Genomic DNA, 13679 nt, shown 5'->3' on the forward strand with positions numbered 1-13679 from the left:
GCTCTTCTGTCGTAAGAGCGAGCCACTTTGCAAGATAAACCATGACTCCGACACTATTACCCTCGAAGGATGAAGCGCGCTTATGTGCGAGTGTGGTCAGGGATTTGGCCCGTGACCTAAGCCTTGCAGATGATCCTGTCGCGATCGGCAAACTGACCGTTCTGGTCGCTCGGCTTTTCAACAGCGGACTGCGCACCCGCGAAGAGCTGATGTCGGCCGCGATGAAGTCTGCTGGCATGCCGAGCAATCCGATTATCGCGCCTACGGACCATTAGGACCGTTCCCGGTTCGCAGGCCTAACGTTCTGCGAACCGTACTTCTCAACTTGCTGCTCGGACCGTTGGATTCCCTGCGTCGGCAGCCTCTTCCTCGAGAAAACGGCCGCCTAGCGCCTCGAAATCACAAGACGTTCAAGGCATGACGGGCACAAGGCCAGATGTGTAGCGACGCCTATGGCAGAAAACTTCCAGACAGGCCGAATGAGCTGGCCGGACTGATCCTCCACAAAGGCGGAGGAGCCTCAGTTTTCAGCGAACCTGCATAGAGGCGGAGTGAATAGCCCCTAGATTTGTAGACACCTTCTTTCCTAATTTTGAGGTAGAAGGCCTCTCCCGCGATCCGACGTAACTTGGCGAAAGGGCCGGGTCGGGCTAGCTGAGCATTTAGCCCATGGAGATCTCCGCCTCCGCCAGGATATGCATCACGGCCTCTTCATCCATGGCCTGGGCATCGAACAGCGCCTTGGCGAGGGCATGAAAGACCGCTCGGCGTCGCCTGAGGATTGCTCCCGCCCGATCGAGTGCCGCTTCCAGCCTGGCATGAACGCGTGTGGCTAGGTCGGTGTCGCTGTCGAGAACCGCGCCGGGATCGCGATGCGGGCGATAGAGCAGCGGGTGTTCAGTCCCAAAGCCAAGTGTCCGCTCCAACTCGAAGGCGAGCCGCGTGGCCCGCGCCAGATCGCTGTCGTCGGAACCACCGGAGCCGCTCGAGACGCGCTTGAGCATCAGTTGCTCGGCGGCCCGCCCGGCCATCAGCATGGTCAGCATATTTTCGTACCAGTCACGGGTGTCGGTCGCCCAGACGTGGAACCCGACGAGATTGTAACCACCCTGCCCGGTATCGATATTGAGCCCTCGGACGGGACCGAGATCGAGAGCATGATGGACAACTGCGTGCCCTGCCTCATGAAACGCCCACCGCCAACGCAGATTGTAGGGCACGGGCAGACGATTGCCGCGAATGCCCTCTTCGATATCCTCGTAGCGAATCTCCCGCTTGCCGCGGCGCGCCTTCAATCGCGCTTCCCGGACGATGCGCTCGATATCGGCGCCCGTCAGCCCCATCGCCCGTGTCGCCAGACGCCGCAGGATCGCGTCGCCGGGATTGACTTGCTGTGCGGCGGCTGGCGTCTCCGTCGTATTGCTCTTCTGGGTCGCGGTCATCGGCCTGCTCCTTTCCGTTCGTCTTCCGCCTCTTCCTTCAGGTGATCGGCGACGATCTTCCTCAGCGAGAACCCTTCATCGGCTTCTGCCTGGCTCTTCGCCACCGGCTCCCGGATCAGCGACTGAACATCGTCGCCGAGATGATGGGCCAGGATTTCCGAGAGCGCCGGCACATCGGGCTTCTCAATTTCGATGTGGGTCTCCAATCGTCCGGATCGTTTGATGGCCTCGTCGATATGATCGGGCCGGTTTGTGGCGCCGACGACGATCAGCCCTTCGTTCTTGATCGCGCCATCGAGCAGTTCCAACGCCTTGTTGACGATGGTATTCCAATAGTCGGCATATTCCCGCTCGGCCGGCTGCCTTTTGCCGATACCGTCGATCTCGTCGACGAACAGGATCGCCGGCGCCATGGCCCGCGCTTCGACAAATGTCTTGCTCATCCTGTCGATGACGTCGTTCAAATGTCCGCCCTGCAGCCAGGTCGAGACGGACGTGACTACCAACGGGATTTGCAGGCTGTTGCACAGCGCCCGGGCAAAGGTGGTCTTGCCGGTCCCGGGCGGACCGGTCAGCAGCAGCTTGGTGCTCATCTCCGACCATGCCAGGGTGCTGGCGCGGTAATCATCCAGATCTGCCTTGAGATCGAGCGCCCAGTCCTTCGCTCGGCCATATCCGGATAGCGTTTCGACGGTAAATGGCGGCTTGTGGCCGATCTCGCCCACCGTCGGCGGAGGTTCCGGCCGGATCACTTCGGCGCCGGACGGCTTGTCCTTCTTCCAGCCGCTGTTGCCTTCACTCGAGGATGACTTAGGCTTCTCTTCCGGTTTTGAAGTTTTCTCGGTGGATGTGCTGGAGGATGCCGAACCGGATGCCTTGTCGTCGCTCCCGCCACCACCGTCCTCCTCTTCCTCGAAGTCACTGCGATTGCGCTCAATGAGCACTGCAAGGACATGCAGCACGTCGCGAACATGTCGCCCGGGACGGAAGGCAAGAACCAGATCCTCCAGCGACAGCCAGCGCGCATCGGAATTCGACGGCAGGCCCAGCATCTCGATTGCCGTGTCCGGATAAAGCACCTCGACCAGGTCGGCGACGAACCTGCGATCGAGCTTTCCCGTTTCCAGCGACAGGTCGGCGGAGATCTGTAGCAACGAGGGAATGTCCGATCGCTTCTCCGCGATGGCGAGGACGGACAAGTCACGGGACAGCGCGCTGAGCATCCGCCGGCGCAGGGCATTGCCCGTGACACGATGCACGCCGGCGCCCGAGAAGGTCATCAGACGCCTGCGTGTCTCAGCTTCGAGGACATCGAAGTGATCGTCATTGAACATGTGATCGGACTCGATGACTGCGAACGGGCCGCCGGGTACCAGCCGGGATTTTGCAAGGAGCCGCAGCACTTGCCCCTCGAAGCCTGCAAGTGGCGCATGGAGGGTGACGACCGGTGTCACACGGGTCAGCGTATAAACGATCTCCCGAAGCGACCGTCCGCTCCTTTGCACCGCGCGGGCCAGAACCAGGGTTGCAACGATGTGACTGACCAGCGGCTCGGCCGCCGCCCGATCCACAAGACCGACGGCATAGGCACGCCGATCGATACTGTTGCCCAGCACCGCGTCTTGCGCGATTGCGCCACGACGCGCCCGAGGAAGGCCCATGAGTTGCGAAGCGAACGGCGGATGAACGATCCCGGAGGTCACGACACCATCGCCACCGGAACCCGGCGTCGGATTGCCGGTCTCCTTCGGTGCGACAAGCCAGTCACCAAAATTCCGCCGAAACCAGGTATCGTCACGGATCGGATCGCCGCTCAGTCGTGTCGTGTCGAAAGCCGGGCTGTAGCGGCAGGTGAGATGACCATCGACATCGACGATCTTGCTTTCCAGCAGACCGTTGCGCAGAGCGATCCGGCGCGCCTCGCGAAGGCTAAGATGACGGAGGCGGCGGATAAACAGACGAGCAAGCTTATCCATCAATCCGACCTCCCGTCTCCGCGGCAATAATTGCCGTTTGGGCGTTCTGCACCGGATCGCGCGGACGCGTCCGACCACGCCGCCGCCCGTCAATGCCACCGGGATTCGGGATCCGCGCCAACACACGCTCGCGCGGCGAACGACGCGATGGATACGCGTCAGCCGACGAACCGGTCGAGACAGACAGGCTCAGGTGTTCGTTCCGGGACCGATCGAGATCCCGGTTGCGGCTTCGCAGCCAATCGAGCAGCAGGCAGCATGCCGCATTGCCGCTGGCGGCAAGTGCACTCAACCGCAGCATCAGAGGTTCCGGCACAAGGCCACCCAACAAACTACCTTGCCGGACGAAGGCGAGCGCCAGCCCGATCAGAACGGCGGGGTCGTCGCGATAGCTCGAACCGCGATCCACGTCATCGGATTGTACAGGAGGGATATTCGCGAGCCTGCCGTGAAGGCAGAGCGACGCGACGGTATCGGTCGTGACCGCTTCGCAACGGAAGCCGGCCACGGACGGGCTGTGGGTATCGATGGACATGACTGTCTCCTCGCCGGAGCGCATCGCATCCGGCGTTGGTGGAATGGAAAGGACTGGAGAAGCCGGCCACGCGTTTCAGGCGCGGCCGCGATCAGTACCGTTAAGCTGGCGGCTCGTCAGTGCCGGCGTGGACGGCGGGCGAAGCCGACCCGGATACGGACCGGTTCGGGCTCGTCGTCCTGATCGTCGAAGCAGCCAAGATCGTAATGGCCATCATCCTCATCCGGCGCGGCCATCGCCTGCTCTTCCTCGTAGCTTCGCGCGGGACCGTTCAAGGCAATCAGCGACTTGCCGGAAACGGCCGAGGCCGAAGCGACCATCATCACACCGAGCGCCTTGCTAGCTTCGGCTTGGAGAAGCTGCTGCACGCGGCGGCCGAAGCGCAGACGCAGTTCGGCCATGCAGGTGGCGACACCGTCGATCTCCAGCAGGTCGTCGATCTCGGACAAGGCCCAGATGCCGGTGGCGTGGTCGCTCGGGCGGCTGGCGCCGTCGACGATCGCGACCTCCACCGTGTCGACCATCAGGCGCTTGTGGTTTTTATAGAGCCAGTCCGGCAGCACCATCGCCGACGCCATCATCTTCAGCTTCAACTCTTCGAGACGACTGGTGTCGCCGTACGACGCCAACGACCGCTTCAGGTCGAGGATGTAGGCGGTGTGCCGGGCGCGGTTGACGACGATCAGGTCCGGCGTATAGCTGCCCTTCGCGGGTGCTTCGCAATCGAGCTTGACCCCATCAAGACTCTGCCAGTCGTTTCCGGACACGGCTTCGAGCGCCGCCTTCACCAGCGGCAATTTCAGCGACTGGGTCAGCACCGTGATGTTCGGGTTGGCTTTTGCCAGACGCTCGACCGCCTGCTCGAGCAGCTTGCCTTCCCGGAACGACACCGCGCGGACGAGCGACGCGATGTGAACGTAGTGACCGAGGATCTCGTCGTCGATCGGCTCACCGTCGGCGATGGCGGCAATGGCGCGATCGATCAGCAGACCAAGATCGGCCTCGACCTCGGCGAAGCGAACGATATGCGGATGGCGGCGCAGCACGGCCGGTTCGTGGATGCTGCTCCGGGCGCCAAGGCCGAGCGAGCGCTGCGAGAAGGCGGACGCCGCAGCCGCGGTCGAACGGAGAACTTCCCCGGCGGGGACAGAGAGAGTATGCGTGGTCATAGCCCGATTCCTTTTCCAGAAGGCTGAGGGTCAGGCCCTTGTCGATGTTACCAGCATCGGCTTGGGCCGTTTTGCGTCCGGTCTTCCGAACGGCCTTACCCTGGCAGGACCGGGAGCCGGGCTCAAGGACCCGGGAACAAAAAAGAGAACGAAGCCGGTACAAGGTTAACGTCGGGCTCACAACGTTCGGTCACGATGAACGCTTCCGGCGATCACAACGGTCGGCCTCAGCGTTTCACTCGCCGTCATCAGACAAAAGGAAAAGGGCCGACATGCGGCCCTTTCGAGTTTGGCGGGAAGGCCGGTTCACCGGCCTTCATGCAACTGCATCTTAAGGCGTGACGGCGGGTGCGAGTCCAGCCTCGGCAACGCTGTCATCGGCAAGCGCCGGCACCCTGGCAAACTGCTTGCGGTTGCGCGGCGCCTCACGGCTGACCGTCATGAAGCCGCCCGTCGCCTCCTCCAGCGCCGCGCCGAACCGGTCGATCACCTCATCCGGGACATCGACATCAGTCGAGATCTCGTCCAACATTGCCGGCTCGACATCGTGACGATCGCCGACGCTGTCCGCTTCTGCCGGAACCGCCGGTTCGGAAGCCGGAGCAGTTGGCGCCGCAAGCGGCCATTCCGGCTTCCGCTCTCTGGACACCGCCCAGCCGAGCACCGGAAGCACATGCAGCGCAAGCCAGTCACGCATGTCTTTCGACTTCGGCCAGCCATCGACACCACCCAATCTATAGAGTGTATCGTTGACCTCGGCCCAGCCGCTTCCTTTCGGGAACTTGGTCGGACGGGTGTTGCGGCCATAATCGAGCTCCGGCTCGAGGAACAAGGCCAGGCTTTCGAGTTCCTGACGCGCGACGCGGGCGATGTCCTGGATTTCCTTCGCCAGCGCTTCCTTGATCACGCGGCTTCTGCCCAACGCAGCCTCGACCGCCTTGCAGATCGTGACGAGGTGCTCGATGAACGCCTTCAATCCATCGCGGATCTTGGTCGCAATCAACACTTTCAGCCCGCCAACACCGCCGGTCGAGAACTGATCGGCCTTCTCGGCCTTGTCACCACCCTCCTCGCCGCCGGCAAGAATGGCCCTCACGTCAGCGACCTGAAGGCGCCCGTTCTCCTCGGCAAAGGCAATGGCCGCCTTCACCTGATCGTCGGTTGCCGAACTCAGGTGGAACAACACCGTCGCGCCGACCGAGAGATCGACCAGTTCATCTCGAACATGGCCGAGGTTGCGGAACACCGCCATATAGTTGCGACCGCTGCGCGGTGCGAGGCCGCAGCGCATCTTTACCCATTTGTCGAACCGGCCGTCGGCCAACAGGTCCGCGGCTTTCGCCAGATGATCGCCGAGCTCGAAAGTCTGCTCGGTGGTGCGGCGCCCGAGGTCGAAGATATGGGCCGCGCTGCTTTCGAGCAGATCGCGCGTTGTGTGCCCGATCCCCTCTTCTTCGTAGTTATAGGAGAAGGCGGCGGTCGCAGTGGTCTTGGTATTTCTGGTGCGCATGGAAGTCTCCGTGTGACGCGTCTACAATATATCCGACGAAAAACGCATCGGATGAATATATGATCGCGCCAATTCAGATGTAATGCAAATTCAAGTAAAATATCTTCATAGTATACATTCGATTATCATCTTTAGTTTCCGGCGGTTATATTTACGTATAAATGACGCATTAATCAATTAATGTCAATATATACGATATTACTAGAAATTTTTCACTTCATATTTGATCGGCATTATTTCACGACAAAATACAGAATCCGGAGCCGGACACCCGATCTCCCACATTTAAGGCCTTCACGAAGTAGTCTTGTCGTCACGGAAACACGCGACGAAGTAAACACGAAGTCAGCGTATCGCCGTCTAAGAACGACGCTCGATTTCCATCCGAAGATGACATATTCCGCGCGAACGGCTGACGTATGACATGCGACTTCGCGGATGAACCCACCGGGAAGTTTTTGGTTCGTCGCCGCCTCATAGGCCGGAATGGAGATGGGTCTGCAGGCGCAAGCGCGACAGGAAGCCCTCTGCGATTTCCGTCAGCTTGCCCACAGGTCATTTCAACGTGTCCGCACGTCGAGACAAATTGCGCTCATTTGATTCAAGGTCCGATATTTTTGATTCCAAACGCTGGTCATTTGATTCACGACCGCCGTTTGTCCCTCGCCAGCTTATCTCGACCTGTCTCAACGTGCCCGCAATTGATCTCAAATTGCGCTCATTTGATTCAGAACCTCAAAAAAACGATTCATAAACCGGGATTTCCGATTCCATGCAAACGGCGTTGCCGTGGCAACAACGGTCTGGCATCGGTAGCCGGAAATCTGACGGGGAAGAGTGCATGCCAGCGAAGTCCGAGGAGATCCGCAACCGCAAACAGCGCGAGCGACAACAGAAGCTGCGTGATGCCGATCGAAAGGCCAAGCGCCCCGGACGCGACGATGTGGCCCGCACCGCGCTATTTATGTCGATTTCGAGCATGGTGGCGAAGGGGAGCCACGACGCGCTGGAATCCTTTCGGTCTCTCGTCATCGAGATGCTCGTTCGGCAGGGTTTCGACGAACGCGCGTCCCGCACCGTCTTCGATGAGCTCGTCGAGAAGTACGCAGATGGCGACTGGCCCTTCCGCCGCAAGCCCCATCTGCTTTATCCTGAAGGTGCCGACGAGGGCGACTGAGCGGTTTCGTCTACCTGCCTACGGTCCCGGCCTGCTCACCCTGCGCTGCCACTCGAACGCCTAACGGCGTTTGCAATCTCTACGACACCTCCCCCCATTACTCGGTTAAACGCCGTTTATCCTGAATCGAATGTTTCGAGCACTCTGGCGGGGCACGCGTGGCCGACACGCGATCCATGATTGACGGGACAGGTCACTGCTCAACAAGTGTGTTGCACATCAGCCACAATTCTCATAACTCTATGCCTAACAATGACTTATCGCCGTTTGGGTCGCTGATGGCGTTTTCCCGCAGATCAACGATTCCGGCCGTGCCATTTCGGGAATTCCGGTAATTTTCGGCAAACCGGCATTAACAGTCACGCAGATAAGGACACTTGAGAAGTGCCAAGCTTTGTGCGCTATTGGCGCCGACAAGTGTTCAACAGGCCAGCCCGTAACGGAAAGGAGGCGCCCATGGTTCACGTTTTCCATGTCGACGGCGCCACGATCCAGCCGTCCCGGGACATCGAGTGCAGGGATGATTCCGGTCTCGGAATCTGCACCGGCCGCATGCGCGAGGAAGTTCTCCGCGTGGATCGCCGTCGAAAGCGACGACGATCCACGAGCACAAGGAGATTCCATGTCGAATATCATCCAGCATCCGTCTGCCATCGTTGCGGTTAAAACGCACCACCTCCACGATATCGACAACGACACCAAATGCCGGCTGTATTCCGGCACAGTAGCCATGGCTTCCATCACGGGCGCATCGATGTCGCGCGTGCGGGATGCCGTGCGGCTCGTCCGTCATGGCGCAGGTTGGGTGAACCTCCGCCGCGCTCCCGCGATCACGAAGACACGCGACGACGAGATCGAGAGCACCTTGCGATCGCTGGGTTATGCGGGAGAATGGCACGACATCAAAGGTCGCCCGACCCTTGCTGCGTACCTCAAGCAGAGGACGGGAATCCAGCAAAGCCATCCCTGCGTCGTTTTTCTGGGCAACCACCGCGTAGCGATCAGTGGTGAGCTGTTTTGCGACGTGACCAACAACGGCCTGATGGTCGATATCGACCGGGCACCCTGGCGGCGCAAGAAAGTGCACCGTGTGTTCGTCCTCACCCACCGAATCCCCGCGACGCATATCCCGCCGAAGACCCCGTCCCGCGTCCAGCCGGCGCACCTGACGGCCGAACAGAAACGCCGGATCAAGGAATTGGACCGCCTGTTTCGCGAAGCCGTCAAGGCGGAGACCGGCGCAATGCGGATCAAGGTGACAGCCACCGAGGTCTTCATTATCCGCCCCGCCGATACCGGCTGGACGTGGTGCGGCGCGCGCGATGGCGTCGTCGACAGCCTGCTCAAGCTTCAGGAGCATGGCTGGATTGGCGGCAACACCGATGCGGCCGCGGCCTATCGCGCCACGATGGGTTACTGACCAGCGCTCAGGAGCGGCACTTTATCGGCGGCAATTATTGCCGCCGGCACCCCACACCTGCCGGGCCATGATGACCCGGCATCGCGACGGGGCTCTCAAGCCCCCCGCCGCCGGTTACCATGTCCCCCGACTTAGCCAGTTCGAACGGAGATCACTCCATTGACCAGGAACGTTCTGTTCTACGCACGCCATTCTGCCGGATACCATGACCATGCCTGCCTCGAAACGCAGCTCTACTACGGGCACCGCTTCATCAAGGAGAATGGCTGGACCTTCGTGAAGTCCTATGCTGACGAGGACATCGGCGAAGTCGTCTTCATGGCGCAGCCAGGCGTGCGCAAGCTTTTCGCCCATATCGAGCGCGAGGCGATCGATATCGTCCTCTGCCATACGCTAGACCGGTTGTGCTCGCGATTTGATATCGCCAGCCGACTGTTGAGCGAACTCGCTCGCAAAGGCATCGAACTCTGGGTCGCCGATCCTGGTGAGCGGATCACTGCCCGGAACCTGTCCGATCATTATATCGATGACGGCAGCAACATGTTTGCCAAGGGTAGCCACATTGCCCACGTGCCCGATGACCTGCGGGAAGATGAACACCTCGTGCCCCTTGCATTCGGTTACCGCTATAAGGGCGCCTTCAACGCCGACCGACAATACATCCTCGGTTTCACGGCGGTGGATACAGACGCTGCCAACGCGGTTCAGCAGATTTTCCAGTTGTATACCGAGGGCATGTCGCCTGCAAAGATTGCAGCACTCCTCAACACACTGGGTATCGCCGGCCCTCGCGGCAAGGCATGGCGCGACGTCACGATCCGCGGTGACCGCACGCAAAGTACCGGCATTCTCAACGATCAGATTTATCTCGGCCGCTTCTGGATACCGGGCCGCGCCAGTTGCGACTTCGTGCCGGCGCTTCAGATCGTCACCCAGGATCTCTGGCACCGCGTGAAGCAGCGTCAGCGTCTGGCAGCACGGGGCGGCACAGAATAGCCCAGCACCACGAGCAGATCTGCATCACATTGGCCGGCAAAGCCGGCCAGTGTTCACCAAGGAGATTGTTTGAGATGGAAGCCTACACATGACCAAGAACGTTCTGTTCTACGCCCGCTACTCCACCGACCGCCAGAACGAGGTGTCGATCGAAACACAGATCGAACTCGGCAAGACGTTTGTCGCCGACAGGGGCTGGAAGCTGGTCGAGACCTATGCCGACTCCGCAATCAGCGGAACCTCCTTCACATCGCGTCCCGGCATCCAGCAACTACTGGCGCATGTAAAGCGCGAGCGGATTGATGTCGTGCTCTGTGTCACCGTCGACCGACTGTCGCGCGACGTCGAGCACAGCTCGAAGATCCTGAAAGAACTCAACTATCACGACACGGCGATCTGGACGGTTCAGGCCGGCCAGGAGATCAGTCATATCGAACTGCATATGCGCTCCACACTCAGCCATGAACTGGTTGAGCAGATCCGCTACCGTACGAGAGAAGGCATGAAGACGGCGGCGCGCAAGGGTACCGCAACCACCCGCCTCTCCTACGGCTACCGCCTGGGCCAGCAGCGCGACGCCAACGGTGACCGCATCAAGGGCCTGCGCGAGATCGACCCTGCCCAGGCCGAGATCGTGCGCTGGATCTTCGAGCAATATGCAAACGGCGTCAGTCCGGCGGTGATCGCTGACAACCTCAATGCCCGCCGCGTTCCCGCCCCGGAGAAGAAGTACTGGCGCGACGACACAATCCGTGGTGACGGCAAGCGGCGGTCCGGCATCCTCCACAACGAACTCTATGTCGGCCGGATCGTCTGGAATAAGCAGAACTATCGCAAGAACCCGGAGACGGAACGCCGTACCGCGCGCCTCAACGACAAAAGCGAGTGGATCGTGACCGAGGTTCCATCCATGCGCATCGTCAGCGACGAACTCTGGGCGCGGGTGAAAGAACGGCAACTGACGACACTGGAGAACTTTTCCCGGACCACCACCAATCGGCTGAACCGGACACACCGGCCGAGCTACCTATTGAGCGGCATGCTGGAATGCGCGGAGTGTAGCGGTTCCTACGCCATCATGGCCAAGGAGCGCTATGGCTGCTCAAACCACAAGAGCAAGCTGCCGGTCGATGGCCTCGGCGGCGCCTGCTGTTCCAACCAGAAGACTATCCTGCGCAAGAACCTGGAGGACCGGGTGCTGTCCTGCCTCCCCGCCGCCTTCTTCGGCATGGGTGTGTTCGACGATGTCGCCGGACAGGCGCGCCGCAACCTTGCAGCGTTCGTCAAGAACGAACCTGACGAGCGCCAGCGCATTTCCGGGGAATTGAAGGCTGCCGAACTAGAGCAGCGCCAGATTATTCAGCAGATCAGCAATCGTGCCGCCGAAGGCCGACCTCGCCTCGCCGCCCTCGACGATATGCTCGACCAACTCGAAGAGCGTCGCGCCGGCCTTGAAGCACGGCTGAAGCAAGCACCGGCCGAAGAGGATTTCGAGGAGAAGATCAAGAAGCTGAAGGCGGAGGTCAGCCCGGAAGCCGTCGAGTTGATCCTCAACTCCGCCTTCTATTACATGCGTGAGCACGCCGATTCCGAGACGAAGCAGCCGTTCATCAACATCGTCCGCCAGTTCATCCAGAAGGTGGTCATCGGCAAGACGCCGGGCCACCAGCCGGCATCACTCGAAGTGCATGGCCGGATCGCCTCGATCCTTGCCGCGATGGAAGCGGCGACGATCATGGAGAAGCGGTTCGAGGCACTCAAGCAGCATGATTATCTGGAGAAGATGCGTGCCGGCGAACTCGACACGGAGCAGAAACAAAAAAAGCTCCTCGACGCTTACGCGGAGGAGCTTTCTGTTAAACGACTTGAATGGTCAAATATTCAAGTCTCAGTGGTTGCGGGGGCAGGATTTGAACCTGCGGCCTTCAGGTTATGAGCCTGACGAGCTACCGGGCTGCTCCACCCCGCGTCCAGCGTAAATCCCTTTGGGATTTATCGCGGCTACGTCGTCGCTTTAGCGATGACGGACTGTGCCGGAGCAAATTGCCGAAGGCGATTTGTCTCCTGTAAGGGACGCACGAGCAGATACGATGCGCATCCCATTATTTCCGGGCCCATTATAGCAGAAAGGCCGCTTACGCGGCCCTTTTGTTTCGGCTGGGCCGAAGATTTCGATCAGAGAAGATTTGTTGTTGCGCTTGGCAGACCTGGCAGCGACCGACTCTCCCGCGTCTTAAGACGAAGTACCATAGGCGCTGGGGCGTTTCACGGCCGTGTTCGGAATGGGAACGGGTGCAGCCGCCCCGCCATAACCACCAGGTCAGCGAAGCGCAACAAATTGAGAAGCTGGTGAAGGCAGAGCCTTCTTCTTAGTCTTTGAACACGTCTTTCTCTTTGCCGCCTGGACGATGCTTGTTGCACCCATACAGGCTGGTAAGCCGTCGCGCCTCGTGGCGCGGGCCGTCCGCAGCGCCTTTGGCGCGTCAGGACAAGAGATGATGGCTCATCGAACTTTGTTCGATGAGCATTGATCAATGAGAACGATCAAGCCAATCGAGCTATTAGTACCGGTAAGCTTCACACATTGCTGCGCTTCCACACCCGGCCTATCAACGTGGTCGTCTTCCACGGCTCTGATAGGGAATACTCGTTTTCAGGTTGGTTTCCCGCTTAGATGCCTTCAGCGGTTATCCATTCCATATGTAGCTACCCTGCTATGCCCTTGGCAGGACAACAGGTCCACCAGAGATATGTCCATCCCGGTCCTCTCGTACTAGGGACAGATCCTGTCAATATTCCTACACCCACGGCAGATAGGGACCGAACTGTCTCACGACGTTCTGAACCCAGCTCACGTACCGCTTTAATTGGCGAACAGCCAAACCCTTGGGACCTGCTCCAGCCCCAGGATGCGATGAGCCGACATCGAGGTGCCAAACAACCCCGTCGATATGGACTCTTGGGGGTCATCAGCCTGTTATCCCCGGCGTACCTTTTATCCGTTGAGCGATGGCCCTTCCACACGGGACCACCGGATCACTATGACCGACTTTCGTCTCTGCTCGACTTGTCAGTCTCGCAGTCAGGCGGGCTTATGCCATTGCACTCGACGACCGATTTCCGACCGGTCTGAGCCCACCATCGCGCGCCTCCGTTACTCTTTCGGAGGCGACCGCCCCAGTCAAACTACCCACCATACACTGTCCCGGATCCGGATAACGGACCGCGGTTAGACATCCATGACGATAAGGGTGGTATTTCAAGGATGGCTCCACGGAAACTGGCGTCCCCGCTTCAAAGCCTACCACCTATCCTACACATGCCGACACGAATGCCAGTGTAAAGCTATAGTAAAGGTGCACGGGGTCTTTCCGTCTGACCGCAGGAACCCCGCATCTTCACGGGGAATTCAATTTCACTGAGTCTATGTTGGAGACAGCGGGGAAGTCGTTAC

The 13679-nt window shown here is 59.9% G+C and carries 11 protein-coding genes, 1 tRNA gene, 2 rRNA genes and 1 pseudogene (1 of these 15 only partly in view); 5 read left to right on the forward strand and 10 right to left on the reverse strand.

Translation table 11 applies throughout. From position 1 onward, the window contains the following. The first annotated feature begins 104 nt into the window (after window positions 1-104). The gene (locus FZ934_RS27935; RefSeq protein WP_246737796.1) at window positions 105-275 is read left to right on the forward strand and encodes a hypothetical protein; all 171 of its coding nucleotides are present in this window, start codon (window positions 105-107) and stop codon (window positions 273-275) included. Window positions 276-662: 387 nt separating this feature from the next. Here the strand turns inward: FZ934_RS27935 and FZ934_RS12395 are convergent, their stop codons facing one another. The 5 genes from FZ934_RS12395 to FZ934_RS12415 all read right to left on the reverse strand — a co-directional run bounded on the left by FZ934_RS12395 (window position 663) and on the right by FZ934_RS12415 (window position 6632). Next, window positions 663-1442: an ATP-dependent Zn protease gene (locus tag FZ934_RS12395; protein ID WP_153271312.1), complete on the reverse strand. Its 780-nt coding sequence runs from the start codon at window positions 1440-1442 to the stop codon at window positions 663-665. Then, on the reverse strand, window positions 1439-3418 hold the full coding sequence (locus FZ934_RS12400) for an ATP-binding protein (RefSeq protein WP_153271313.1): 1980 nt from the start codon (window positions 3416-3418) through the stop codon (window positions 1439-1441). Before FZ934_RS12400 ends, FZ934_RS12395 begins: the two co-directional genes overlap by 4 nt. Then, window positions 3411-3953: a hypothetical protein gene (locus tag FZ934_RS12405; protein ID WP_153271314.1), complete on the reverse strand. Its 543-nt coding sequence runs from the start codon at window positions 3951-3953 to the stop codon at window positions 3411-3413. The genes FZ934_RS12400 and FZ934_RS12405 overlap by 8 nt, the downstream gene beginning before the upstream one ends. A 116-nt stretch (window positions 3954-4069) precedes the next feature. After that, window positions 4070-5122: a hypothetical protein gene (locus tag FZ934_RS12410; protein WP_153271315.1), complete on the reverse strand. Its 1053-nt coding sequence runs from the start codon at window positions 5120-5122 to the stop codon at window positions 4070-4072. A 331-nt stretch (window positions 5123-5453) separates the two neighbouring features. Then, window positions 5454-6632, reverse strand: a complete 1179-nt coding sequence (locus FZ934_RS12415) for a hypothetical protein (RefSeq protein ID WP_153271316.1) — start codon at window positions 6630-6632, stop codon at window positions 5454-5456. A gap of 841 nt (window positions 6633-7473) precedes the next feature. Here FZ934_RS12415 and FZ934_RS12420 point away from each other — a divergent pair. The 4 genes and pseudogenes from FZ934_RS12420 to FZ934_RS28150 all read left to right on the forward strand — a co-directional run. Next, the gene (locus FZ934_RS12420; protein ID WP_153271317.1) at window positions 7474-7809 is read left to right on the forward strand and encodes a hypothetical protein; all 336 of its coding nucleotides are present in this window, start codon (window positions 7474-7476) and stop codon (window positions 7807-7809) included. 622 nt (window positions 7810-8431) lie between these two features. Continuing rightward, window positions 8432-9229, forward strand: coding sequence for a hypothetical protein (locus tag FZ934_RS12425; RefSeq protein ID WP_246737797.1), 798 nt, complete (start codon window positions 8432-8434; stop codon window positions 9227-9229). 159 nt (window positions 9230-9388) lie between these two features. Continuing rightward, window positions 9389-10225 carry a recombinase family protein gene (locus FZ934_RS12430; RefSeq protein WP_153271319.1) on the forward strand — a complete coding sequence of 279 codons (837 nt, stop codon included), beginning with the start codon at window positions 9389-9391 and terminating at the stop codon, window positions 10223-10225. Between the two features lie 88 nt (window positions 10226-10313). Continuing rightward, window positions 10314-11120, forward strand: a pseudogene (locus FZ934_RS28150) (recombinase family protein); the annotation flags it as partial. A gap of 444 nt (window positions 11121-11564) precedes the next feature. Here the strand turns inward: FZ934_RS28150 and FZ934_RS28155 are convergent. From FZ934_RS28155 to FZ934_RS12450, 5 genes are all read right to left on the reverse strand, one after another. Continuing rightward, window positions 11565-11891, reverse strand: coding sequence for a hypothetical protein (locus FZ934_RS28155; RefSeq protein WP_246737798.1), 327 nt, complete (start codon window positions 11889-11891; stop codon window positions 11565-11567). Window positions 11892-11900: 9 nt separating this feature from the next. Next, window positions 11901-12044, reverse strand: a complete 144-nt coding sequence (locus FZ934_RS28160; protein ID WP_246737799.1) for a hypothetical protein — start codon at window positions 12042-12044, stop codon at window positions 11901-11903. Between the two features lie 73 nt (window positions 12045-12117). Next, window positions 12118-12194, reverse strand: a tRNA-Met gene (locus FZ934_RS12440). Window positions 12195-12430: 236 nt separating this feature from the next. Further along, window positions 12431-12545, reverse strand: a 5S ribosomal RNA gene (gene rrf / locus FZ934_RS12445). Window positions 12546-12765: 220 nt separating this feature from the next. Further along, a 23S ribosomal RNA gene (locus tag FZ934_RS12450) occupies window positions 12766-13679 on the reverse strand (it continues 1886 nt past the right edge of the window).

The sequence above is a fragment of the Rhizobium grahamii genome (assembly GCF_009498215.1).
GTDB lineage: Bacteria > Pseudomonadota > Alphaproteobacteria > Rhizobiales > Rhizobiaceae > Rhizobium > Rhizobium grahamii_A.